21 protein-coding genes are annotated in these 24,533 nt (G+C 63.9%); 17 read left to right on the forward strand and 4 right to left on the reverse strand.

The genetic code is table 11. The features are described from left to right. The first annotated feature begins 63 nt into the window (after positions 1–63). The 10 genes from ACZF5Y_RS06735 to ACZF5Y_RS06780 all read left to right on the forward strand — a co-directional run bounded on the left by ACZF5Y_RS06735 (position 64) and on the right by ACZF5Y_RS06780 (position 10,084). Positions 64–2,958 carry a Na+/H+ antiporter subunit A gene (locus tag ACZF5Y_RS06735; RefSeq protein WP_497535040.1) on the forward strand — a complete coding sequence of 965 codons (2,895 nt, stop codon included), beginning with the start codon at positions 64–66 and terminating at the stop codon, positions 2,956–2,958. Continuing rightward, positions 2,955–3,464, forward strand: coding sequence for a Na(+)/H(+) antiporter subunit C (locus tag ACZF5Y_RS06740; RefSeq protein ID WP_497535041.1), 510 nt, complete (start codon positions 2,955–2,957; stop codon positions 3,462–3,464). The genes ACZF5Y_RS06735 and ACZF5Y_RS06740 overlap by 4 nt, the downstream gene beginning before the upstream one ends. Next, a complete protein-coding gene (locus ACZF5Y_RS06745; protein WP_497535042.1) occupies positions 3,461–5,131 on the forward strand; it encodes a Na+/H+ antiporter subunit D in 1,671 nt (556 codons plus the stop codon). The genes ACZF5Y_RS06740 and ACZF5Y_RS06745 overlap by 4 nt, the downstream gene beginning before the upstream one ends. Beyond that, complete coding sequence (locus ACZF5Y_RS06750) at positions 5,124–5,690, forward strand: Na+/H+ antiporter subunit E (protein WP_497535043.1); 567 nt, start codon at positions 5,124–5,126, stop codon at positions 5,688–5,690. Before ACZF5Y_RS06745 ends, ACZF5Y_RS06750 begins: the two co-directional genes overlap by 8 nt. Continuing rightward, positions 5,687–5,998 carry an MrpF/PhaF family protein gene (locus ACZF5Y_RS06755; RefSeq protein WP_053352887.1) on the forward strand — a complete coding sequence of 104 codons (312 nt, stop codon included), beginning with the start codon at positions 5,687–5,689 and terminating at the stop codon, positions 5,996–5,998. The genes ACZF5Y_RS06750 and ACZF5Y_RS06755 overlap by 4 nt, the downstream gene beginning before the upstream one ends. Continuing rightward, entirely contained in the window at positions 5,991–6,410 is a 420-nt protein-coding gene (gene mnhG, locus ACZF5Y_RS06760; RefSeq protein WP_497535044.1) for a monovalent cation/H(+) antiporter subunit G, read from the forward strand. The genes ACZF5Y_RS06755 and mnhG overlap by 8 nt, the downstream gene beginning before the upstream one ends. A gap of 105 nt (positions 6,411–6,515) precedes the next feature. Next, the gene (locus ACZF5Y_RS06765; protein WP_497535046.1) at positions 6,516–8,000 is read left to right on the forward strand and encodes a helix-turn-helix domain-containing protein; all 1,485 of its coding nucleotides are present in this window, start codon (positions 6,516–6,518) and stop codon (positions 7,998–8,000) included. Between the two features lie 133 nt (positions 8,001–8,133). Continuing rightward, positions 8,134–8,598, forward strand: a complete 465-nt coding sequence (locus tag ACZF5Y_RS06770) for an FHA domain-containing protein (protein WP_053385755.1) — start codon at positions 8,134–8,136, stop codon at positions 8,596–8,598. Between the two features lies 1 nt (position 8,599). Further along, positions 8,600–9,277, forward strand: a complete 678-nt coding sequence (gene ftsR / locus ACZF5Y_RS06775; RefSeq protein WP_497535048.1) for a transcriptional regulator FtsR — start codon at positions 8,600–8,602, stop codon at positions 9,275–9,277. A 156-nt stretch (positions 9,278–9,433) separates the two neighbouring features. Continuing rightward, entirely contained in the window at positions 9,434–10,084 is a 651-nt protein-coding gene (locus ACZF5Y_RS06780) for a MerR family transcriptional regulator (RefSeq protein ID WP_497535049.1), read from the forward strand. 79 nt (positions 10,085–10,163) lie between these two features. Here the strand turns inward: ACZF5Y_RS06780 and ACZF5Y_RS06785 are convergent, their stop codons facing one another. Next, entirely contained in the window at positions 10,164–11,009 is an 846-nt protein-coding gene (locus ACZF5Y_RS06785) for a ParA family protein (RefSeq protein WP_497535050.1), read from the reverse strand. Between the two features lie 209 nt (positions 11,010–11,218). Between ACZF5Y_RS06785 and ACZF5Y_RS06790 the strand changes: the two genes are divergently transcribed. Continuing rightward, positions 11,219–14,620 (forward strand): pyruvate carboxylase, encoded by a 3,402-nt coding sequence (locus ACZF5Y_RS06790; protein ID WP_497535051.1) that lies wholly within the window; start codon positions 11,219–11,221, stop codon positions 14,618–14,620. A 41-nt stretch (positions 14,621–14,661) separates the two neighbouring features. Further along, positions 14,662–15,153 (forward strand): peptide deformylase, encoded by a 492-nt coding sequence (def, locus tag ACZF5Y_RS06795; RefSeq protein WP_497535052.1) that lies wholly within the window; start codon positions 14,662–14,664, stop codon positions 15,151–15,153. A 76-nt stretch (positions 15,154–15,229) separates the two neighbouring features. Here the strand turns inward: def and ACZF5Y_RS06800 are convergent, their stop codons facing one another. Further along, on the reverse strand, positions 15,230–17,059 hold the full coding sequence (locus tag ACZF5Y_RS06800; protein WP_497535053.1) for an AMP-dependent synthetase/ligase: 1,830 nt from the start codon (positions 17,057–17,059) through the stop codon (positions 15,230–15,232). 140 nt (positions 17,060–17,199) lie between these two features. Here ACZF5Y_RS06800 and ACZF5Y_RS06805 point away from each other — a divergent pair, with 140 nt between their 5' ends. Further along, positions 17,200–17,871, forward strand: a complete 672-nt coding sequence (locus ACZF5Y_RS06805) for a lysophospholipid acyltransferase family protein (protein ID WP_053352894.1) — start codon at positions 17,200–17,202, stop codon at positions 17,869–17,871. Between the two features lie 164 nt (positions 17,872–18,035). Beyond that, a complete protein-coding gene (locus ACZF5Y_RS06810; RefSeq protein WP_497535054.1) occupies positions 18,036–19,403 on the forward strand; it encodes a class II 3-deoxy-7-phosphoheptulonate synthase in 1,368 nt (455 codons plus the stop codon). Between the two features lie 82 nt (positions 19,404–19,485). Here the strand turns inward: ACZF5Y_RS06810 and pknB are convergent, their stop codons facing one another. Beyond that, positions 19,486–21,444, reverse strand: a complete 1,959-nt coding sequence (gene pknB / locus ACZF5Y_RS06815; RefSeq protein ID WP_497535056.1) for a Stk1 family PASTA domain-containing Ser/Thr kinase — start codon at positions 21,442–21,444, stop codon at positions 19,486–19,488. Positions 21,445–21,538: 94 nt separating this feature from the next. Between pknB and ACZF5Y_RS06820 the strand changes: the two genes are divergently transcribed. Continuing rightward, a complete protein-coding gene (locus tag ACZF5Y_RS06820) occupies positions 21,539–21,904 on the forward strand; it encodes an Rv2175c family DNA-binding protein (RefSeq protein WP_306455205.1) in 366 nt (121 codons plus the stop codon). A 28-nt stretch (positions 21,905–21,932) separates the two neighbouring features. Here ACZF5Y_RS06820 and ACZF5Y_RS06825 read toward each other — a convergent pair whose 3' ends face one another. Next, positions 21,933–23,033 carry a polyprenyl synthetase family protein gene (locus tag ACZF5Y_RS06825; protein ID WP_497535057.1) on the reverse strand — a complete coding sequence of 367 codons (1,101 nt, stop codon included), beginning with the start codon at positions 23,031–23,033 and terminating at the stop codon, positions 21,933–21,935. 73 nt (positions 23,034–23,106) lie between these two features. On the opposite strand from ACZF5Y_RS06825, the gene ACZF5Y_RS06830 reads away from it, so the two are divergent. Both ACZF5Y_RS06830 and mraZ read left to right on the forward strand, forming a co-directional pair. Continuing rightward, positions 23,107–23,493, forward strand: a complete 387-nt coding sequence (locus tag ACZF5Y_RS06830) for an SCO2097 family morphological protein (RefSeq protein ID WP_497535058.1) — start codon at positions 23,107–23,109, stop codon at positions 23,491–23,493. A 602-nt stretch (positions 23,494–24,095) separates the two neighbouring features. Next, positions 24,096–24,527 carry a division/cell wall cluster transcriptional repressor MraZ gene (gene mraZ, locus ACZF5Y_RS06835; protein WP_053352900.1) on the forward strand — a complete coding sequence of 144 codons (432 nt, stop codon included), beginning with the start codon at positions 24,096–24,098 and terminating at the stop codon, positions 24,525–24,527. Positions 24,528–24,533: the final 6 nt, after the last annotated feature.

Raw genomic sequence — 24,533 nt, forward strand, 5'->3', positions numbered from 1 at the left:
CCGGTAGGCTGTGTATGAGATCCAAACGACGACCGAACCGGAAGTGGGCCGCCTATGGGAGCGATGATGAGTGTCTTGCTCATCCTTGCTCTGGTTTCGATTGTCGCCCACCCCGTAGCCCGACTCTTGGGGCGTCGGGTGTTTGGCGTATTCGCCCTCGTGATGGCGGCGATCTTCGTCGTTCTTCTGTCGCTCGCTCCAGGCGTGTACGCCGGCAATACGATTGTCGAGTCATTCGTGTGGGTGCCGCAGATCGACCTCTCGCTGACATTCAGGCTTGATCCGGTCGCGCTGTTGTTCGCACTGCTCGTGACTGGCGCGGGCGCGCTGGTGCTGCTCTACTGCACCCGCTACTTTAAGCCCCGTGAGCCCGGACTCGAGCGCTTTGCCGCTGTCTTTATGGGGTTCGCGACGTCAATGCTCGGGCTGGTGCTCGCAGACGATGTCTATCTGCTCTTCGTGTTCTGGGAAGGCACGACAATCTTCTCGTTCCTGCTCATTGGGCACCTCACGCGGCTGCGGACTTCGACGGCTGCCGCTCTGCAAGCGTTGATGGTGACGACGTTCGGTGGGCTCGCGATGCTCGTCGGATTGGTGCTCCTTGCCCACCAGGCCGACAGTTCTTTGCTTTCAGAGATTGTTTCCACTCCACCCGAAGGTGCGGTGGGCACCACCGCCGTGTTCCTGGTACTTGCGGGAGCACTGTCAAAGTCGGCGATCTTCCCCTTCCATTTCTGGCTGCCCGGTGCCATGGCGGCACCGACGCCGGTGAGTGCCTATCTGCACGCAGCCGCGATGGTCAAAGCCGGCATCTACTTGATCGCACGCATCACGCCCGCCTTCACCGACGTGCCGGGATTCCGCGAGACCCTCGTGGTTCTCGGCGCCATTACGATGCTCAATGGCGGTATTCGGGCTCTGCGTCAGTTTGATATCAAACTGATTGTGGCGCACGGTACAGTGAGTCAACTTGGCTTGCTCGTGATGGTGTTCGGCTTAGGTGATCCGCGCGCAAGTTTCGCCGGGTTTGCCTTGCTCTTCGCGCATGCCGTTGCAAAAGCCCCATTGTTCTTGTCAGTGGGCATTATCGATCACGCAACCGGCACCCGTGATCTGCGCAAGCTGAGTGGGTTGGGACGTCGGATGCCCGTGCTCGCAGTCATCACTCTGCTCGCGGCAGCATCAATGGCGGGGGCTCCGCCATTCTTCGGGTTCATTGCCAAGGAATCCGCGTTCGCTGAGTTGCTCGCAGTGGGGCGCGACGAGCCGATCGCGATGGTCGCATTCGCCGTCGCTGTCCTCGGTAGCCTGCTGACCGTCGCCTACATGGGACGATTCCTGTGGGGCGCTTTCGGGCGCAAGACAGGCGTCGAATCCTGTCGCGTCGCCCATGATCCCGGTCGCTCGATTCTCGTTGCCCCGGCGCTCTTCTCAGCTGCCGCGCTTCTCCTCGGAATTCTTGCCAGCAGTGTCGATCGCGTGCTGCAGCCGCTCGTTCCCGAAGCGCACGAGCGCGGTATTGAAGTCGAGCATCTCGCGCTGTGGCACGGATGGACGCTCGCACTGCTGGCCTCGGTGGTCGTGCTGGTGCTCGGCGTGCTTCTCGCGCTGCGGTTGAGCCGCACACGCACATTCGCACCACCACCCGCTGAGCGTTGGTTTGCCTCGCACGCGTACTGGGTCGTTACCCATTTCGTCGATGTGCTTGCTGTTCGGGTGACCGCGATCACGCAGCGCGGCTCGCTGCCGTTCTACTTGGCTGTGATTCTCATCGTGCTGGTCTTGTCACTGGGCGGCACCCTGCTCCTCACGGGCGAGTGGCCCAGTGAGGTGGTGTTTGCCACCTCGCCGGTGCAAATCCCGATTGCCATTGTGATGATCATCGCCGCGTTGTTCTCGCTGCGTGCGCGTACGCGCTTCCAATCAGTGGTGCTGGTCGGAGTCACCGGGTACGGCATGGCCGCAATATTCGCCATGCACGGTGCCCCCGATCTCGCGTTGACGCAAGCCCTCGTCGAAACCGTCACGCTGATCGCGTTCGTGCTCGTGATTCGTCGACTCCCGCAGCGGATCGGCAGCCGCGCAACCCGGCCGAAGCGCTGGGCGCGGGGCGCAATTGGTCTCGGCGTGGGTCTGGTCTTCGGCGCCCTCGCGGTGATTGCCCTGGGATCCCGAATTGCCGAGCCGATTTCACTGCAGCTTCCCGAACTCGCCTACGCTGGCGGCCACGGCAGCAACGTCGTGAATGTGATGCTGGTCGATATTCGCGGGTGGGACACCATGGGCGAGCTCTCGGTGATCCTGGCCGCGGCGACGGGCGTCGCATCACTCGTTTTCGTGAGTACCCGCGTTGATACCCGACCGAAGATCAGCCGCCGCGCGGCGCGTTCGGCTGCGCAGGAGCACCTCATGCGTGTAGCGGATCCGCAAGACCCGGCGCGACGCATGTCGTGGGTGCTGGCGGGGCGGCACCTCGATCCCGCACGACGCTCGATCCTGCTCGAGGTTGTGGTGCGGCTGATCTTCCACGGGCTGATCATCTTGTCGATCTACCTGTTGCTGACGGGGCACAATACGCCCGGTGGCGGATTCGCAGGGGGATTGGTCGCCGGTCTCGCGCTCGTCGCCCGCTACTTGGCCGGAGGTCGGCACGAACTCGGCGCGACGGTACCTCTCGATGCCGGGCGGATTTTGGGGACTGGGCTAGCGATCGCAGTGTCGATGGCCTTCCTTCCCATGCTTTTCGGGCAATCCGCGCTGGCGTCAGCCTGGGTCGATGTCGATCTCGGTATCTTCGGGACGTTGCCGCTTGTCACGTCCACACTGTTCGATGTGGGCGTCTACCTCGTAGTCTTCGGCCTGATTCTCGATGTACTGCGGAGCCTCGGAGCCGAGATCGACGAACATGAAGAAGCCGATATCGCAGCATTCGAGGAAGAGGAGGTGAGCGCACGATGACCATGCCACTCGTTCTGGTCGCAGTGATGGTGGTGCTCTACACCTGCGGTGTCTACCTCATGCTCGACCGATCGCTGACGCGATTGCTGCTGGGTTTCCTTCTGGTCGGCAACGCGACGAACATTTTGATCTTTCTGATGTCGGGCTCATTCGGTGCCGCACCGATTTCGGGTGAGACCGCCGCTGAAGACATGAGCGACCCGCTGCCGCAGGCGTTCATTCTGACGGCGATCGTCATCACGTTCGGCGTCAGCGCCTTCCTGCTCGCACTGATTTATCGTTCGTGGCGACTTGCGCACGAGGACGATGATCGCGTGCAAGACGATGAGGCCGATCTCGAGATTGCCACTGCTGAAGCGCTCGCGGCGACCGAGGTCACCGATGAAGACCTGGCTGAAACCCAGGAGTACGACGCCGAGGACTTCCCGGACGAAGCTTCGGATGCTGATCCCGTCGCGACGTCGACGAGCAGCACCGCTCCCTCCGCAGGGGAGGACGCCCGATGATTCCACTCGTACCGCTCGCAGTGCTGATCCCGCTCGCCGGCGCTGCGCTCGCACTCGCGGTGCCCGGGCACCGCAAGCTGCAGCAGGGGATCACCCTGGTCGCGTTGAGTTCCGTCGTGGTGCTGAGCGGCGCACTCATGTATCTCGTCGACGCGCACGGCACCCTGGTCATGGAAGTCGGCGGTTGGGCGGCGCCGTTCGGCATTGCTCTCGTCGTTGATCGTGTTTCAGCGCTGATGCTGACGGTGTCATCAGTGGTGCTGCTCGGTGTCTTTCTGTTCTCGATCGGTCAGGGTCTCGCTGACGGTGACGACGACACGCCGGTCTCGATTTATTACCCCACCTACCTCGTGCTCGGCGCGGGCGTCTTCAACGCATTCATTGCCGGTGACCTCTTCAACCTGTACGTCGGTTTCGAGATTCTCCTGGTCGCGAGCTACGTGTTGATCACGCTCGGTGGAACGGCCCAGCGGATCAGAGCCGGAGTCACCTACGTCATCGTCTCACTCGTTTCGTCAGTGCTGTTCCTGGCGGCGATCGGTCTGATCTACGGCGCGACAGGTACCGTGAACATGGCGCAGCTCACGGTGCGCATCGCTGAGCTGCCGAGCGAAGTGCAGCTGCTTCTCAACCTCACCCTGCTCATCGCGTTCGGTATCAAGGCCGCGGTGTTCCCGCTCGCGTTCTGGCTCCCGGATTCGTATCCGACCGCGCCGGCACCCGTGACGGCCGTTTTTGCCGGACTGCTGACAAAGGTCGGCGTCTACGCCATCATCCGAACGCAGACACAACTGTTTCCGAGCTCAAGCGTTGATCGATTGCTCCTGATCATCGCGGGCCTGACACTGTTCGTAGGCATCCTTGGCGCGGTTTCGCAGCTCGACATCAAGCGCTTGCTCTCCTTCACGCTCATCAGCCATATCGGCTACATGATTTTCGGCATCGGCATGGCCAATTCGGCGGGATTCGCCGCCACGATCTACTACATCGCGCACCACATCATCGTGCAGACCACACTGTTCCTCGCGGTCGGTCTCGTCGAACGGCAGGGCGGCACCACGTCGATCTCGGGCCTGGGCGGACTGATGCGCAGCGCGCCGTTCATCGCGGTGCTGTTCTTCATCCCGATGCTCAATCTCGGGGGAATCCCACCATTCTCGGGATTCATCGGCAAGCTCGGGCTGTTCACGGTAGCCGCTGACCTCGGAACGCCTGAGGCCTACTGGCTGATCGGGATCGGCGCACTGGTGTCCTTGCTGACACTGTACGCGTTGGCTCGCGCATGGGTGCTCGCGTTCTGGCGTTCGCCATCGCGGGTCGAGGCCAAGGCTGCGAAGCCCGCCACCACTGAAGCGCTCATGCTGCGCGAACGCGAACGTGCGCTTTTCGAGCGTCTGCAAGATGCGCCTGATGCGCAGCCGCAAGCCGAACAGAAAGAGATTCCCCGTCTCATGTTCGCCGCGACGACGGGCATGGTCGTGGTGAGCATCGCGCTCACCATCTTCGCTGGCCCGCTGTATGCGTATGCGACGCGCGCTGGGGAAGATCTCGCGCACCCGGGGGCCGTGGTCGACCAAGTGCTCGGCGACGGTTCGGGTGCGGGCAACGGTGGACCCGGCGGCGGCAGCGGAACGACGACGCTGCAGAACGGGGGCGATCATGAGTGAGTCGGATGCCGGATCACCACGTGCCGCCCGCCGGATGGAATGGGGAGTGCGATTGCATGAACTCCCACTTGTCATCGGACTCGTCCTGCTGTGGATGATGCTCTGGCACGAAGCATCGCTGCTCTCTGTGGTGAGCGGGCTCCTGGTCGCCATCGTCGTCATGCGATTGTTCTACCTGCCACCGGTCGAACTCGCCGGTCGGTTCAACGTGTGGTTCGCGGTGCAGTATCTGGCGTACTTCGTCTGGCATCTGGGGCGCGCCTCATGGGAGGTCGCGTGGCTCGCGGTGAGGCCCGGGCCACCACCCAAAACGTCGATCATTGCCGTAAAGCTCAACACACGTTCCGACTTCATCATGACGATGGTTGGCTTGACGAACTCGCTCATCCCTGGCTCGCTCGTTGCCGAGATCGATCGATTCGAATCGACCCTGTATTTGCACGTGCTCAATACGCCGACGCAGCGTGAGCTCACCAAGATGCGGCGCGACGTGCGCACCATCGAACGTCTGCTGGTGTGCGCGGTCGGCTCCAAAGAAGAGATGAGGGCGCTCAAATGACCGTGGTCAATGCTGCTCTGCTCATCGCTGCCGGCGCCGGTCTCACGGTGACCGCGCTTGCCGCCATCATTCGGATCGTGCGGGGGCCAACGATTCTCGATCGCATGGTCGCATCCGATGTGCTCCTCACGACGCTGATGCTCGCCGTCGGGGCAGATATGGTCGCTCGCGGGCACACCGACACGATTCCGCTCATGACCGTGATCGCCGCGACGGCGACGCTCGCGACCATCGTTGTGGCACGATTCGTCAAACGTCGTGCAGAGCAACCGGCACCGCCGCAACCATCGGAGGTGGGCCATGTCTGACATCATTCTCGACACGGCGGCGGTGATCTGCGTGTTTCTGGCCGCAGTATTGTCGGTTGCCGCAGGCATCGGGATCCTTCGGTTCCCCGATGCGTTGAGTCGGTTGCATGCCGCGACCAAGCCTCAGATCTTCGGTCTCCTGCTGGTGATCGCCGCGATCGCGCTCGATCAACGTTCCTTCGCGACGCTGCTCGCGCTCATCCCGGTATTCGTTTTCCAATCGCTCACCGCTCCGGTGGCTGCGCACATGGTGGGCCGCGCCGCGTATCGCACCGGGCAGCTCGATACGGCCACGCTCGTCGTTGATGAGCTGGGCCCCGCGATCGAACGAAGCGACCTGTATGGGCCTCGACTCCCTGACCGTGTCGATCCCTCGGATCGGGGAGTTGGCGACTCCGGCGCCACGCGATAAATTCCGCGGAATCGCCCCACACCGCGCTCTGCGCGGACGTTCGCGCTGCGAAGAAGTCTGAAAGTTCTGCTTGTCGGAAGTTCGGGGCTCTGAAATGATATCGTCATGCCACTGCAGTCAACACCTCCCACTCACGCCGCCGAGTTCGACCCGGCCGAGGAGAGCAGCGACGCTCTGACACTGGGCCGGCGCGTTCGTGCACTCCGTACGCAACGCGGTTTGACGCTCGAGCAACTCGCCCAGGCCGTCGACCGCGCCCCATCGCAACTGTCGGCGATCGAGAACGGCAGGCGTGAGCCACGATTGCCCATGCTTCGCTCCCTCGCAGCGGCGCTCGCAGTGAGCGTCGACGACCTGCTGCGCGATGAGGCTCCTTCGGAACGCGCGGGGCTCGAGATCGCGGTGGAACGGGCACAGCGCGGCGCCGTGTTCCAGTCTCTTGGGTTGCAGCCCATTCGGGTGTCGAAGACGACAAGTGATGAGACGCTGCGCGCCCTGCTGGGTCTGCATCGCGAAGTCGAGCGATTGCACCGCGAACGTGCAGCAACTCCTGAGGAGGCGCGACGCGCGAACACCGAGCTTCGAGCGGAAATGCGCGTGGCCGGGAACTACTTTGCCGACCTCGAGCGGGAAGCGGCCGCGATGCTCGAACGGGTGGGATACTCAGGAGGTCCCGTCTCGCAACAGCTGGTCTCAAACATCGCGGAAAAGCTGGGTTTCAGTCTGCATTATGTTGCCGATATGCCGCACTCGACTCGGTCGGTGATCGACCGTCGAAACGGTCGGGTGTATCTCGGCAGCGGAACGCCGTCGCGTGACGCTCGCGCGCCGATTCTGCGGGCGCTCGCGAGCGTCGTTCGCGGGCATGAAGAGCCGACCAGTTACGGCGACTTCCTGCGCCAGCGCATTGAGGCGAACTATCTCGCCGGCGCCGTGCTGCTTCCCGAGCCGGCGACGGTGTCGCTGCTCGCCGAAGCAAAACGGCAGCGGCAGATTTCGATGGAGGATCTGCGCGACGCCTTTGCAGTCTCTTACGAGATGGCAGCGCATCGATTCACGAATCTCGCCACGGAGCGGCTGGGGCTCGATGTGCACTTTATGAAGGCGCATGAGTCAGGCACCCTGATCAAAGCGTATGAGAACGACGGAGTGCGGTTCCCCTCAGACGCACTCGGCAACGTTGAGGGTGCGATGGTCTGTCGCAATTGGACTGCACGCACGGTGTTCGGGCAGCCAGACCACTTCAACCCGTGGTACCAGTACACCGATATGGCGTCGGGCGGCACGTATTGGTGCACCTCGCGAGTCGAACGCGCGAAAGAGGGGCTCTATTCGGTCAGCGTCGGTGTTCAGTTCTCTGACGTCAAGTGGTTCCGCGGGCGCGAGACGCCGCACCGATCACAGTCGTTCTGCCCTGATGATCGGTGTTGTCGGAGCGCCTCGACGGAGATGACGACGAAATGGGCGCCGGCGGCGTGGCCGGAAGCAGCGACACCGACGAGTCTGCTGGCTGCGTTGCCGACCGGCACGTTTCCAGGAGTGGACGCGCACGAAGTCTACGCGTTCCTCGAATCACACGAAACGCGGTGAATCTGCTGGACGCCACGCCGCGATGCGGCACAAAACCTCATGCCGAGGTGCGCCGTTGGCCTGGGCTGCGATAGCGTAGAAGTACCGAGTCGACCGGCTCGCATTGGCTCCGGGAGTAGGAATGGGTGAGGACATGACCAGTGAAAATCATGCCCGTCGCGACGACAGCACAGAAGTGCGATCGACTCAGCAGTTCCGTGAAGATCTCGGAGCACTCATTCGCACCCGAGCCACCGACCTCACGATCGATGAGCGTGAGGCGGTCGAGGCACTGCCATCGGGTGCTGCTCTGCTCGTCGTGCGTCGCGGTCCCGATCAGGGTGCGCGGTTCTTGCTCGATCAAGATGTGACCGTCGCCGGTCGACACCCGGCTGTCGACATCTTCCTCGATGACGTGACGGTGTCTCGACGTCACGCGGAGTTCCGTCGGTCAGGCACGGAGTTCACGGTGGCCGACCTCGGATCATTGAATGGGACGTTCAGCGATGGCACGCGCATCGAGGGTGCGGTCTCGATCGCCGACGGCTCAGAGGTGCAGGTCGGCAAGTTCCGATTCACCTTCTTCGCCTCGCGGTTCGATCTCGCCGAGGAGAACTAGGGTGGTGGCCGCGCAGGCCCACCCGTATTCCTCTGGCCTGCTGAGCATCGGTCAGGTGCTCGCGCGTCTCCAAGACGATTTCGGCGATCTCACGCCTTCAAAGCTTCGCTTCCTCGAAGAGCAGCGGCTCATCACACCCGAACGCACGGCATCGGGGTATCGCAAGTTTTCACAGGAGCACATCGAGCGGCTGCGTCTCATCTTGACCCTGCAGCGCGACCACTACTTGCCGTTGAAGGTCATTGCGGAGGTGCTCGACGAGATTGATCAGGGAAGAGATCCCATCATTCCCGGCGCCGCTTCGCGCAGCGCGTCGAGCATCCTCACCCCGAAGCGGGTGCTGAGCAGTGAGGAACTCCGACGCTTGACGGGGGCGAGCGCGCGATTCCTCGGCGAAGCCATTGCGGCAGGCCTGTTGCCGGCAGCAGAAGTGTTTCCGCACGACGCGGTGGCGCAAGTAACGTCGCTGTTGAAGCTTGCCGAGCAGGGCATCACGCCGCGACACCTCCGGCCGCTCCGCGTTGCGGCCGAGCGTGATGCCGAGCTGATCGCTCACGCGGTGTCGACCCGCGGAGTCAAGCCGGCCTCGCCGGCGGCGACCGAGGGGGCGCTTGAACTCGCTGAGCACCTTGATACGGTGCGCTCCGGCGTGTTGCGACGGCGATTCGGAACGGCCTGATCGACCCGAATTCGGCGTGTTTTCAACCTTCAAGTTCCACTTGAAGTCGACACGATCAAATTGAGACTCAACGGTCGTTGCAGGGGGGTCGAGCACTCGGTAGCGTTGGGGGAGTTCGGCGCCGCTCTCACGGTGCGCCGATGAGAAAGGAACACGATGGAGCACACTCGGCATCCTGACGGCGATGCGACGACTCCATCTGTGGAGGCGGAGCCAGACGTTGTCTCCGCCGGGGCGTACTCTGAGGCGCCTGCTGAAACGCTCCAGTCGTATGCGATCGATGCCGATGTGTTGTTCGACGACGGTCTTCCGCGCCCGAACCAAGACGGCGGATTCAAGGGTGCGACCGCGGCGCGTGCCGCGGGAATCAGCTACCGTCAGCTCGACTACTGGGCCCGCACCGGTCTCGTCGAACCCACGGTGCGCAGCGCACAGGGCTCGGGGTCGCAGCGCCTCTACGGATTCCGAGACATTCTGGTACTGAAGCTCGTGAAACGCCTGCTCGACACGGGCATTTCGTTGCAGCAGATTCGCACGGCTGTGTCGCAGCTGCACGAAGCCGGTGTGCATGACCTGTCGCAGACGACGCTCATGAGCGATGGCGCGAGTGTGTATCTCTGCACCTCGAATGATGAAGTGATCGACCTGGTGAGTCGCGGCCAAGGTGTCTTTGGCATTGCCGTGGGGAAGGTGCTGCGCGAGGTGGAGACGTCTCTCGTCGACATGGACGAGCATCGCGAGGAAGCATCACAAGATCGTGCGGTCGATGAGCTCGCTGCTCGCCGGAAGACTCGGAAGATATCCTGATTCGGTTCTGAGATGACGAAGGGGCTGGCCGCATACTCGCGGTCAGCCCCTTCGTCATCTCACGGGACGCGGTTCGTCGTCAGTCTTCGGTGACCGCGGTCGCAGTCGGCGCTCCCGGCTCAGAAGCCCTCGCTGCGTCGATGCCGGCGGAACGCAGAATGCGATCGAGGACCAGATCGAAATTCGCTGCCATCTCCTGAGACGCCTCGCCGGGCCACATGTGCACCGGCTTCGCGGCTCCCTGCGCCTGCTGCAGCGAGAGGCGCTCGGGAAGCTGCGGGTTGAGCACGAGCGGACCAAACATCTCGCGGAGTTCCCGAATACGGAACTGGTGCTCCATCGACTGCGGCTGCGTGCGATTGATCAGGATGCCGAGCGGCTGCAGGCGGGGGCTGACGCCACGACGAATTTCCTCGATTGCGCGAAGCGCACGGTCGGTCGCTGCCACAGCGAACAGGCTCGGTTCTGCGACCACCAGCACGCGGTCGCTCGCTGCCCAAGCGGTGCGCGTCAATGCGTTCAATGAGGGGGCGCAATCGATCAGCACGAGATCGTATTCGGATTCGACGATCGCGAGGGCTTCCTCGAGCTTCCAGATGTCGCGTGTCGATGGATGCGGCCCATCGAAGTTGATTGCGGAGGGGCTGCCGACCAACAGATCGATGGTGCCGCCCTCGTGGTAGTCATTCCACCCGCTGTGCGCGATCGCACTGCGCACCGTTTTCTCTTTCGGGCTCTCGAGAACGTTGGCGATATTGGCGTACCCCTCGGGGTTGACGGCGAGCCCGGTCGATACGTCGGACTGCGGATCGAAGTCCACGACGAGGGTCCGTAGACCCCGTGAAAACGCGGCCGATGCGAGGCCGAGCGTCACGGTCGTCTTGCCGACGCCGCCCTTGAGGGAACTCACACTCAATACATGCACACGGCAAGTTTAGTGGATTTGGCGTGTGGATCGCCTGACTTCGTTCTCGGCGAAGTCGGATCGCAACGGATTCAGTGGGGAAATTCGCGGCGCGGTCGGGTGCCGGTGTTGCTCAATGCCGAAGCCGGTAACCGTGACCATGTATCTTGATATCAAACCAGTTCGACGGTGTGGGCACCCGGCGATAAGCGCAGTAGCAAGGAGGCGGAGTGTTCCAGAAGATCTTGGTGGCGAATCGTGGTGAGATCGCGATTCGCGCGTTTCGGGCGGCGCATGAGCTGGGTGCCCAGACGGTAGCGGTGTTTCCTTATGAAGATCGCAACTCGTTGCATCGTTTGAAAGCGGACGAGGCGTATCTGATTGGTACGGTCGGGCATCCCGTGCGCGCGTACTTGGATGTGGCGGAGATCGTCAGGGTCGCGGTCGAGTCGGGTGCTGACGCGATCTATCCGGGGTACGGGTTCTTGTCGGAGAACCCGGAGTTGGCGGCGGCGGCCGAGGCGGCAGGGATCCGGTTTATTGGTCCGGGGAAGAACGCGCTCGAGATGGCGGGCAACAAGGTTGCTGCGAAAGAGCACGCGATTCAGGCTGGGGTGCCGGTGTTGCGTTCGACGCCGCCGACGACGGATGTGGATGCGTTGATTTCGGGGGCGGAGGAGATCGGGTTCCCGGTGTTCGCGAAAGCGGTTGCGGGTGGTGGCGGTCGTGGTATGCGGCGTGTGGAACAGGTCGAGGATCTGCGTGACGCGTTGGAGTCCGCGATGCGTGAGGCGGAGTCCGCGTTTGGTGATCCGACGATGTTTATCGAGCAGGCGGTGCTGCGTCCGCGTCATATCGAGGTGCAGGTGCTGGCGGATTCGACGGGTGCGACGGTGCATTTGTTCGAGCGGGATTGTTCGGTGCAGCGTCGGCATCAGAAGGTCGTGGAGATCGCTCCGGCCCCGAATCTTTCGCAGGAGAAGCGGGACGAGTTGACGCGGGATGCGATCGCGTTCGCGCAGTCGATCGGGTATGAGAACGCGGGCACGGTCGAGTTTTTGTTGGATACGGCGGGGGAGCGTCGGGGTGAGCATGTGTTCATCGAGATGAACCCGCGTATCCAGGTCGAGCACACGGTGACCGAGGAGGTCACGGATGTTGACCTCGTGCGCGCGCAGATGCGCATTGCTGCCGGGGCTACGCTCGAAGAACTCGAATTGACGCAGGATCGCATCCAGCTCAGGGGTGCGGCGCTGCAGTGCCGCATCACGACGGAGGATCCCGCGAATGGGTTCCGCCCCGACCTGGGCCGCATCACGGCGTATCGTTCGCCGGGTGGCGGCGGCGTGCGCTTGGATGGCGGCACCATTGATGTGGGCGCTCAGATCAGCCCGCACTTCGACTCGATGCTCGCGAAGCTGACCTGCCGCGCTCGCTCGTTCCCCGAGGCAGTGAACCGCGCCGAGCGTGCGCTCGCGGAGTTCCGAATCCGCGGCGTTTCCACGAATATTCCGTTCTTGCAGGCGGTGCTTGCGGATGATGCGTTTCGGGCTGGGGATGTGTCGACGCAGTTCATTGAGGAGCGGCCCGAGCTACTGCAGATGAATAAGCCGAAGGATCGTGCGACGAGGCTGCTGCAGCATGTCGCGAACGTGACGGTGAATCAACCCAACGGAGCAGGGCCCGGGCACATCGATCCCGCGCAGAAGGTGCCCGCGATCGATATTGCCGCGCCGGCCCCCGCAGGCAACCGCCAGCTGCTCTTGGAGGTGAGCCCGGAGGCCTACGCCGCCCAGCTGCGCGCGCAGACCGCACTCGCGGTGACCGAGACGACGTTCCGCGATGCGCACCAATCGTTGCTTGCGACGCGCGTGCGCACCCGCGATCTCGCCCGCATCGCCCCGTATGTGGCGCGGATGACGCCGCAGCTGTGGTCGGTTGAGGCGTGGGGTGGGGCGACGTACGATGTCGCGCTGCGATTCCTTGGAGAAGACCCCTGGGAGCGGCTCGCGGTGCTCCGTGAAGCGCTGCCGAACGTGCCGATCCAGATGCTGCTGCGTGGTCAGAACACGGTCGGGTACACCCCGTACCCGAAGCAAGTCGCCCAGGCGTTCGTGGCAGAGGCGGCTGCGACGGGCGTGGACGTGTTCCGCATCTTCGACGCGTTGAACGATGTGAACCAGATGCGGGTCGCGATCGATGCGGTCCGGGAGACCGGGACGGCCGTGGCCGAGGTCGCGATGTCGTACACGGGCAATCTGCTGAACCCGGCCGAAGACAAGTACACCCTCGACTACTACCTGCGTCTCGCGGAGCAGATCGTCGATGCGGGCGCGCACGTGCTCGCGATCAAGGACATGGCCGGGCTCCTCAGGCCCGCTGCCGCTGCGAAGCTCGTGACCGCGCTCCGGGAGCGCTTCGCGCTGCCCGTGCATCTGCACACGCACGACACTCCGGGCGGGCAGCTCGCGACGCTGCTCGCGGCAAGTGCTGCGGGCGTGGATGCGGTCGATGCGGCATCCGCGCCGATGTCGGGCACGACATCGCAGCCGTCGCTGTCCGCCCTGGTGGCGTCGCTCGCGGACACGGACCGCGACACCGGCCTTGATCAGGACGCGGTGTATGCGTTGGAGCCGTACTGGGATGCCGTGCGCGCCGTGTACAAGCCGTTCGAGTCGGGGCTGCCCTCGCCGACGGGTCGCGTGTACACGCACGAGATCCCGGGTGGGCAGCTGTCGAATCTGCGTCAGCAGGCGATCGCGTTGGGGCTTGCCGACAACTTCGAGAAGATCGAAGACCTGTATGCGGCGGCGGATCGGATTCTCGGGCGCATTCCGAAGGTGACGCCGTCGTCGAAGGTCGTGGGCGATCTCGCTCTGCATTTGTCTGCCGTTGACGCCGATCCCGCTGATTTCGAGGCGAACCCGGAGAAGTACGACATTCCGGATTCCGTGGTCGGGTTCCTCGCGGGTGAACTCGGTGAGATCCCGGGCGGGTGGCCGGAGCCCTTCCGTTCGAAGGTGCTCGCCGGGCGCAACGTTGATATCGCGGTCACGCCGGTGTCGGACGCCGACCAGGCGTTGCTCGACGGCACGAGTGCTGAGCGGCGCGACGCATTGAACCGACTGCTCTTCCCGCAGCCGACGCGTCAGTTCATGGATGCGCGCGAGCAGTTCGGTGACGTGTCGGTCTTGGACACTCCGGACTACCTGTACGGTCTGTCCGCCGGTGAAGAGCATGCCATCGATCTCGCGAAGGGTGTGCGGTTGTACGTGGGCCTGGAAGCCATTGGTGAGGCGGACCCGAAGGGTGTGCGCACCGTGATGGTTCGTGTGAACGGGCAGTTGCGTCAGGTGTATGTCAAGGATCAGTCGGTCAAGGTTGAGGCCGTGATCGCGGAGAAAGCTGATCGCACGGTTCCTGGGCATGTCGCGGCGCCGTTCTCCGGCACGGTGACGGTGAAGGTCGCGGTCGGGGATGTCGTGGAGGCGGGTCAGCCGGTCGCGTCGATCGAAGCGATGAAGATGGAGGCCGCGATCACGGCCCCGGTATCGGGTCGTGTGGAGCGGGTCGTGTTCACCGGGACGCGGGCCACCGAGTCGGGCGATTTGATCGCCACCATCACCGAGTAGCGTTTTCGGGCTGACGGCCCGTGCCGGTAGGCTCGGATGTCATGGCGATTCGTGACATCCGAGTCTTTGGCGATCCCGTGCTCCGCACGGTCTGCGACCCCATCGTTGACATTGACGATGGTGTACGAGCGTTGGTGCAAGACCTCATTGATACGGTCGACATGGACGGCCGCGCCGGGCTCGCTGCAACGCAGATCGGTCATACCCTGCGAGCGTTCAGCCTGCATATCGACGGAGAGATCAGCTACGTCCTGAACCCGGAGATTGTGGCGCTTGAGGGCGAACCGGAGCTGACCGGGGAAGGGTGCCTTTCCGTGCCCGACCTCTGGTTCGACGTGCTGCGCTATCCGCGTGCGACGGTTCGAGGAATCGATCTCGACGGCAACTCGATCGAGATCTCGGGCGAGGGATTGATGGCGCAAGCGCTCCAGCACGAGTGCGACCATCTTGACGGCAAGCTGTACCTCTCTCGTCTCGACCGCGAGTCACGCGGCGAGGCAATGCGTCAGATACGCACCTCTGCCTGGTTCTGAGCGGAGCGACGTCACGCACACAGCCCGGGCCACCACACTCGTAGTGGCCCGGGCTGTGCTGTCAGAGAAGGAGCTGCTACCGCGCGACGTTGACGGTCTCGGTCTGCGGATTCTCGCCATAGATCCCGGCGATTTCACCCGCGAAGTCGCGGAGAATGTTGTCGCGACGGATGCTCATCTTCGGGGTGAGGTGACCATTCGCCTCGATAAACTCCGTCGGAAGAATGATGAACTTGCGGATTGATTCGGCACGCGACACGTACTCGTTTCCGGCATCAACGGCGCTCTGCACTTCTGCCAGCACTTTCGGGTGGACGGCGGCTTCCTCGAGTGTCATGTTCGGGTCTTCACCATTGTTCTTGAGCCAGCTCGGAAGCATCTCAGGATCGAGCGTGACGAGTGCCGAGATGAATGGCTTCTGATCGCCGACCACGACGACCTGCCCGATGATGGTATTCGAACGGATCGGGTCTTCGAGAGCCGCTGGCGCGACGTTCTTGCCGCCAGCGGTCACGATGATTTCCTTCTTGCGGCCAGTGATAGACAGGTACCCGTCGTTATCCAGCGAACCGATGTCACCGGTCCGGAAGAATCCGTCGGCGGTGAACGCAGCCGCAGTGGCCTCGGGATTGTTCCAGTACTCCTTGAAGACGTCGATTCCCTTGATCTCGATTTCTCCGTCTTCGGCAATGCGGATCGTGTGCCCCGGAAGCGCCGGGCCGACGGTGCCGATCTTGAACTTGTGCGGAAGATTCACCGTTGCAGGTGCGGTGGTTTCGGTGAGCCCGTAGCCCTCGAGAATTTTGACGCCGAGGCTGCGGTAGAAGTGACCGAGGTAGTGGCTGAGCGGAGCTGAGCCCGACACAGCGAACCGTACGTTGCCACCCAGACGCTCGCGCAGCTTGCCGTAGACGAGCTTGTCGAAGAGCTTGAACTTGAGGCCTAGTACGAACGGCACCTTGCCGGCATCGAGAGCTTCGGAGTGCGCGACCGCAACCTTGGCTGCTGCGCGGAAGATCTTGCCCTTGCCCTCGGACTCGGTCTTCTGCTCGGCCGAGTTGTAGACCTTTTCGAACACGCGTGGCACCGCGAGCAGGAACGTCGGCTTGAACGTGCTGAGTGCGGGCAGGAGCTGCGAGGTGTCGGCCTGGTGCCCGACGCGAACGCCCCCGTGCACGGAGAGCACCGAGATGAACCGGGCGAAGACGTGGGCGAGCGTCACGAAGAGCAACGTCGAAGCGCCCGGCTGGTGCACCAGCTCGGTGAGTGCGGGAGCTGTGTTGCGTGACAAATCGACAAAGTTGGCGTGCGTGAGTACGCAGCCCTTCGGTCGCCCGGTGGAGCCGGACGTGTAGATGAGTGTTGCGACGTCGCTTCCGACGGCGATGGAGCGGCGACGCACGATCTCGGCGTCGTCGATGGCTGCGCCCTGCGCCCGGAGCTCGTCGAGCGCGCCCTGGTCCAGGCGCCAGGAGAGCGACACGGCAGGGAGGTCGTCGCGAATCTCAGAGAACCGTTCTGCGTGATCTTCAGTCTCCGTGAGGATCGCGCGCGCGCCCGAATCTTCCAACACCCAGTGCACCTGCAGCGGGGATGACGTCTCATAGATCGGCACCATCACGGCACCGGTGTAGTGGATGGCGAAGTCCACCAGGGTCCACTGGTAGCTCGTCTTGCACATGAACGCGATGCGGTCGCCCGGCTCGATGCCGGCGGCAGCGAAGCCCTTCGCCAGCGAAATCACATCGGCGCGGAACTCGGCCGCGCTGACGTCGCGCCAGCCCTCGCCTTCGGGGACGGCGAAGAGTGCGCGATCCGGCGTCTCCTCAACTCGCTGCTCGAGAAGATCCGTGATGTTGTCCTCCGGCACCGGCGGAACGAGGATCGGGGTTTCGGACTGATTCACGGCAGCTCCTTCGATACTCATGTATCCGTCATCCGCGACGCGGCGTCTCGCGTCGCACCTTGTTCTGCCACCCTATATGCATACCCCCGCGTCCACCCGGGCTCAGGTATGGTGTTCTCAGTCGAGAGGAATCGTGGGCTGTGCTCTACTGGATTTTTAAACACCTGATCATCGGGCCGTTGCTGAAAACGATCTACCGCCCGTGGCTGGAGGGTGCCGAGAACATTCCCGCGACCGGGCCGGTGATTCTTGTAGGAAACCACTTGTCAGTGATCGACTCCTTCTTCATGCCCGCGATGATCGAGCGGCGGGTCTACTTCCTTGCGAAGAGCGATTACTTCACCGGAAAAGGGCTCAAGGGCTGGCTGGTGAAGTCGTTCATGCTGGCCGTGGGCCAGCTGCCCATCGACCGCTCCGGCGGCAAGGCGTCCGAAGCGTCATTGAACACGGGTCTCGCGGTGTTGGATCGCGGTGACGTGCTCGGCATCTACCCCGAGGGCACGCGGAGCCCCGATGCCCGTTTGTATCGCGGACGTACCGGTGTCGCGCGTCTGATCGTGGAATCGGGTGCCACGGTCGTGCCCATCGTCATGATCGATACGGAGAAGGCCATGCCCATCGGGGCAAAGGTGCCGAAGATCCGTCGCATTGGAACCGTCGTCGGCAAGCCCTTGGATTTCACTCGTTTCGCAGGGATGAGCGCCGATCGATTCGTGCTGCGCAGCGTCACCGACGAGATCATGCTCGAGATCCAGAAACTGAGCGGCCAGAGCTACGTCGACGTCTATGCGTCGAGCGTGCGCAACCGCTGATCGCCCCCGTCGACCGGGGGAGCACGCGCCGCGACGCCGCACGTTCGCTTCGGGCGTCTCGCTCAACCGTCTCCGCGTCGTCGGGGGCCCGCCTGAGGCAGTAGGCTGACAGGGTTGCGGCGATCCGCCGCGACGATTTCACGTACCTACTGTGAGGGATCGCAATGACTACCCAGATTCACGAGACTGCTGCCGAACGAGCGTTCGCGGAGCTCGACGCCTATCAGGCGCTCGAGGCCAAGCAGCAGCCGGTCTGGCCCGATCCCGATGCCGTGGCCTCTGCGTCGCGCGAGCTTTCTGCGCAGCCTCCGCTGGTCTTTGCCGGCGAAGCCGATCAGCTGCGCGAGCGCCTCGCCGCTGCTGCGCGCGGTGAAGCCTTCCTCTTGCAGGGCGGCGACTGCGCCGAAACGTTCGCCGCGGCGACGGCCGACAAGATCCGTGATCGCGTGAAGACGCTGCTGCAAATGGCGGTCGTGCTGACGTACGGCGCCTCGATGCCGGTCATCAAGGTCGGACGCATGGCCGGTCAGTTCGCGAAGCCGCGATCGAGCAACGAGGAGACTCGTGAGGGTGTGACGCTGCCGGCCTACCGCGGCGACCTGGTGAACGGCTACGACTTCACGACCGACTCGCGCACCGCGGACCCGCAGCGACTGGTGCAGGGGTACCACGTCTCCGCGTCGACGCTGAACCTCATTCGTGCGTTCACGCAGGGGGGTTTCGCCGACCTGCGTCAGGTGCACGCTTGGAATCAGGGCTTCGTCTCGAACCCGGCGAACCAGCGCTACGAATCCCTGGCCGCTGAGATCGACCGCGCACTCAAGTTTATGGCCGCGTGCGGCGTCGACAACGCAGCACTGACGCAGACCGAGTTCTACGTCAGCCACGAGGCGCTGCTGCTCGACTACGAGCGACCGCTGACGCGCGTCGACTCGCGCACGGGCAACCTCTACGACACCTCGGGGCACATGCTCTGGATCGGTGAGCGCACTCGTGACCTCGACGGCGCGCACGTCGAGTTCCTCTCGCACGTGCGCAACCCGATCGGTGTGAAGCTCGGCCCGACGGCGTCGGTTGACGATGCGCTGCGTCTCATCGACAAGCTCGATCCCGAGCGCGAGCCCGGCCGACTGACGTTTATCACGCGCATGGGGGCGGGCAAGATCCGCGACGTCCTTCCCGGCCTTCTTGCGGGTGTGCGTGACGCCGGTGCGACCCCGCTGTGGGTCACCGATCCAATGCACGGCAACGGCATGACGACGGCCACGGGCTACAAGACGCGCCGATTCGACGACGTCATGGACGAGCTGCGTGGCTTCTTCGAGGCGCACCGCGAGGTCGGCACCTTCCCCGGCGGCATCCACATCGAGCTCACCGGTGACGATGTCACCGAGTGCCTCGGTGGTTCGGAGAACATCGACGAAGACACGCTCGCGACGCGGTACGAGTCGCTCTGCGACCCGCGCCTCAACCACATGCAGTCGCTCGAGCTCGCGTTCCAGGTGGCTGAGGAGCTCAAGAAGATCTCCTGACCCGTTCGCCATGAACGCCCCCGCACACCGACGAGGTGAGCGGGGGCGTTCGTGCGCCAGGTCTGAGAGACTCGAGCGAGGATTAGAGCGAGATCGTGCTGCGCACGCGAATCTCGGTGCCTGCAGCGACTTCGGTGCCGGCTGCCGGGTCGGTGCTGGTGGCCTTGGCGAAACTGCGCAGCGCATCAGGAACCAAGGTGCTCGGGGCGAAGCCCGCGTTGGTGAGTGCGTCCATCGCCTCTTGCAAGCCCATGCCTGACACGTCGGGAATGGGGAAGAGTTCGGGACCGAGCGACACTTGCAATCCGACGTTGTCGCCTGGGCGCACCGGGTCGGTCTGCGGAAGCAGGGCGATCACGGATCCTTTGTCGACGGTGTCACTGTAAGCATCCTGCTGCAGAGACGCATCGACCGTCAGCTTGCGGTCCGCGAGCGTCGCCGTCGCATCGGCGACGGACGCGCCAGCAACGTCGGGCAGGGTGCCCGCTGAGGTGATGAGGTCGACCACCCCCTGTTCAGGGTAGGTGTCGCCGAGGGCATCGCCATCGCTGCCGAGCGCCGCCAGCACCGTACCGGCCTCAGCGTCGGAGAAACGCTGTTCCACGACGGAGCCAAAGGCGAACTGGGCCTGAGCGATCGCCGACTCGGCGTCGCTTTGGGGGAGCCCCACGAGGGTCGGTACCGGCAGCATTTGCGGCCCCGTCGACTGGCAGAGCTGTACCGCGGTGCCTCGATCGACGCGTGCACCGGCCTGCGGATCACTGCCTGCTGCGCTGCCGGCCGGTACCTCGAGGCTCGAGCACTCGACGAGCGACACCACGAGATCGTGCTGTTCCAGAGCGGATTGCGCAGCCGCGATCTCTTGCCCGGAGACATCGGGTACCGACACCTGGGATCCGGGACCCTGCCCGAACCACCATCCGATGCCTCCGGCAGACACGACGAGCACTGCGGCGAGCAGCGCCAACCAACGGCCGCGGCGGCTGCGCGATCGGGCATACCCAGCGGCGCGATCAATGGACGTGGCAGCTGCGGCGGTGTTCGCCGGTGACTCTGCCACGTCGATCTGCGGGGCGACCGTGGTGGCATCGGCGCCCGAAGCTACGGCCCACTGCTGCTGCGGGTTGAGAACCGAGGTGGACGGCGTCGGGATGCCCTCGTCAGCCGCGCGAGGCAGTACCCGCGTCGATCCCAGGGGTGCGTCACGCACTTCACCGTCGCGCAGGGCGGAGAGAGCGATGCCCGCGTTATCGGGTCGTGCGTCGGGCTCGCGCTGCGTCATCCACCGCACGAGGTCATCGAGATCCGCGGGAACTTCGGGGGTAACCAGCGACGGCAGGGGGACTTCAGAGTGCGCGTGCTGATATGCGATCTGCATCGGCTGCTCGCCCGTGAACGGCTGGGCTCCGGTGAGCATTTCGTACAGCATGATGCCGAAGGCATAAAGATCACTGCGCGCGTCGGCGATCCCGCGCGTGACCAGTTCGGGGGAGAGGTAGGCGATCGTGCCGAGGAGCGCCTGGCCGGTGGTGGTATTTGCCGACACAGCGCGAGCGAGGCCGAAATCGCCGAGTTTGATGCGGCCGTCGTCAGCGAGCATGACGTTCTCGGGCTTCAAATCGCGGTGCACAATGCCCGCCGCATGCGCCGCAGCGAGGCCCGAGAGCACCGCATCGCTGATCTCGATCGTCTGCTCAGTGGTGAGCCGGTGCTGCTGCTTCAGGAGGTCTCGGAGCGTAATGCTCGGCAGGTACTCCATCACGAGATAGGTGCGGCCGAGGTCGTGGCCCTGGTCGAAGACATTGACCAGATTGGGGTGCGACAGGCGGGCGGCGCTCCGCGCCTCCTGCTCAAAGCGACGCGTGAAGTTGTCGTCTTCGGCGAGATGCTCGTGCATGACTTTGACCGCGACGCGCCGCTCCAGACGGAGGTCGGTCGCCAGATAGACCATCGCCATGCCGCCCCGCGCAATGCGCGAACGGATCGCATACCGATCATCGAGCGTCTGCCCGATCAACGGGTCGGTGGGCACGGTAGTCACCCGTCGAGTCTACGGAAGTCTGATGCGGCGAATCATGACGCGCGCCGGAGTCGCGCGGATTGCGCGAGATGCGAGGCGCTGGCACAGTAGAACCGTGGTAGACAACACCTCTTCTGATCGCAGCCCGCTGACGACCGCGCCCATGCTCGGCATCGCCGACCTGGTTGACCGTCTCGGCGTCACGCCGGGACGGCTCCATCGCCTGATCGAGGAGCACTACCTCGCATCCGTGCGCATCGACGGGGTCATGCGTGTGCCCGCAGAGTTTCTGCAGGGCGACGAGCCGCTGCCGCCGCTGCGGGGCACGCTGCTCGTGCTGCACGACGCAGGCTTCTCGGAAGAAGAGGCAGTGATCTGGCTGCTCGCGGAGAATGCGGAGCTGGGTGAGCGCCCGGTCGATTCGCTGCAAGCAGGGCGCAAGAGCGCGGTGCGGCGCGCCACGCAGTCGCTCGCGTTCTAACGCGACGACCTGACGTCGGTCGCCCGCCTCAGAACTCGCGTCGGGCGGCGCGATCCGCGAGACGCGCGAGTGCATCGCTCGCATCGCGACGCACGGGTGCACCGGCGAGCGAGCCGAGCGCGCGCTCGACATTTCGACTGATCATCTCTTCGACGCGATCGACCGCACCGCTTTCGCGAATCGTGCGCTGCAGGATGGAGACCTGCTCCGCATCGAGATCGTTGCCGAGCAGATCATCGAAAATGCGTCGCTGAGTCGTCGGCAGGTGGTGCCGGGCCAAAGTCACCAGAACCGTGCGTTTGCCCTCGATCAGGTCGTCACCGGTGGGCTTGCCGGTGACCTCGGCATCGCCGAACACCCCGAGCAGATCATCACGCAGTTGGAAGGCGACGCCGATCGGAAGCCCGAAGTCTCGCATCGCCTGTTCGTGCGATTCGTCGGCGCCGGCGAGGGCGGCTCCGATCAGCAGCGGCGCCTCGACGCTGTACTTCGCAGACTTGTAGACCAGTACCCGGGTTGACCGCTCCAACTGCAGGTCGTGCGCGGCGAACTCGGTCTGCTGCTCTTCGAGCACATCGAGATACTGGCCGATCGCGACCTCGCTGCGCATCCGGTTGAAGTGCTCGCGTGCGCGAATCGCGGCCGCGGCGGTCGCCGCGTGGGCGCAGGCTGATTGCATCAGTTCGTCGGCCCAGGACTGGAGGAGGTCGCCGAGCAGAATCGCCCCGGCGATACCGAAATGTTCGGAGGCGCCTGACCAGTTCGCGGCGGCGTGCCGCTCGGCGAACGCACGATGCACCGCGGGGTGCCCGCGTCGCGTATCGGAGCGATCGATGATGTCATCGTGAATCAGCGCAGCCGCATGGAAGAGTTCGAGTGCGCACGCGGCGTCGAGTACGCCGGAGAACGCGCCGTCGATGTCGCCGGAGATGTCGAGTTCGCGCACGGAGCGGTACCCGAGCGCAGCGAATTGCGCACGAAAGCGCTTCCCGCCGCTCAGAAAGCGTTCCGCCGAGTCGAGGAGCGGGTCGGCGTCATCGCCGAGCGGCACCAGATCTTCGCGATGCCGAGCCAGGATGTCAGTGATGCGCTCCTGGACGAGGGCTGCGAGTCGGGTCGTTTCTTCCACGCGCCTAGCCTACTCACGGCTGGGAGTCGTAGACTGATGGGTACCAAGTTTTCACCGAGCCGGGAGGGTCGTCATGGCGCTGTCAGAACACGAACAGCGGTTGCTTGACGAGATGGAGCGCGGCTTCTATCAAAGCGAAGCCGACGTCATGCAGGCTGGATCATCAGAGCATCGCCGGTTGAACTACCGGTCGCTCGTGCTTGGCATCGTCGTGGTGATCATTGGCATCGGCGTGCTCATCGGAGGCGTTGCAGCGCAGCAGCTCTGGCTCGGGCTCATTGGCTTCGCCGTCATGCTGGGCGGCGTCATGCTCATGTTGTCGCGACGGTCCACGGACGCGCTGACCGTCGAAGACATCACTGCTACCCCCTCTGGCGGCGGTTCGAGCAAAGCTTCGCGTGAGTCGTTCAGCGAGCGCATGGAGCGCCGCTGGGACCAGCGCATGGAGGGCGAACGCTGATCAGAAACGCATCGCGTTTCTGAACCGCGTTCGGCGGCGCTACAGCGCCGGCCTAGGGAGCGGAGCGTGGGGTGGAACGCTGATCAGAAACGCATCGCGTTTCTGAACCGCGTTCGGCGGGGCCACAGCGCCGGCCCAGGGAGCGGAGCGTGGGGTGGAACGCTGATCGATGCGCCGAGTGCGCGCCTGACAGCGCCATGAACGGGTGTCGGACTGAGTCCGGCGCCCGTTTTGTGTTTCCCGGATGATCGCTCGCGCATACTCGCGTCCCCTCGGCCTGAGTGCAGATATCTGACTGCCATCGGGCGCGTCCTCTCGTGCCCCGTGGTGGGGATGCACCGTCTGATTCTTCATCGACGGCGGAATTCCCCCCACTTTGCTCCCCGGCGTCGCACGGCGGTGCGAAAAGTGTCGAGATGGCGCGGTACTTCGGCGATATTTGGCGATTTTGTGGACGGTCGTAGGCCGGATCGTTCTCGTATCTCGGTGGCATGCATCTGCGAATTTTCGTGAATCTGGGAATAAAGTGGAGCCAATTACGCAACTGGTGGAGGAAAGTGGAGTAAACTGGGAACCAGGACGAGACGGTGGAGGGAGGGTCCATGCTTCTGGGAACCTTCACGCCGCGCCTGGACGATAAAGGCCGGTTGATCCTGCCGGCGAAGTTTCGGGATGAATTCGCGGATGGTCTCGTCATTACTCGCGGTCAAGAGCGCAGCCTGTACGTGTTCAGCGAAACCGAGTTCCAGGTGCTGCACGATCAGGTCCGATCGGCTCCACTTGCCTCCAAGCAGGCACGCGATTACCTGCGCGTGTTTCTCTCGGGGGCGCACCCCGAGACGCCGGATAAGCAGAGCCGCGTCACGATCCCGCAGAATCTGCGCACCTACGCCGGGCTCGACCGTGACGTCGCGGTCATCGGTGCCGGCACGCGCGCTGAGATCTGGGATCTCGACGCCTGGCAGACCTACTTGGCGGCGCAGGAAGCGTCGTTCTCCGAAATCGAGGAGGAGGTGATCCCGGGGCTGTTCTAGCCCGGA

The organism is Leucobacter sp. WKLB1 (genome assembly GCF_059696215.1).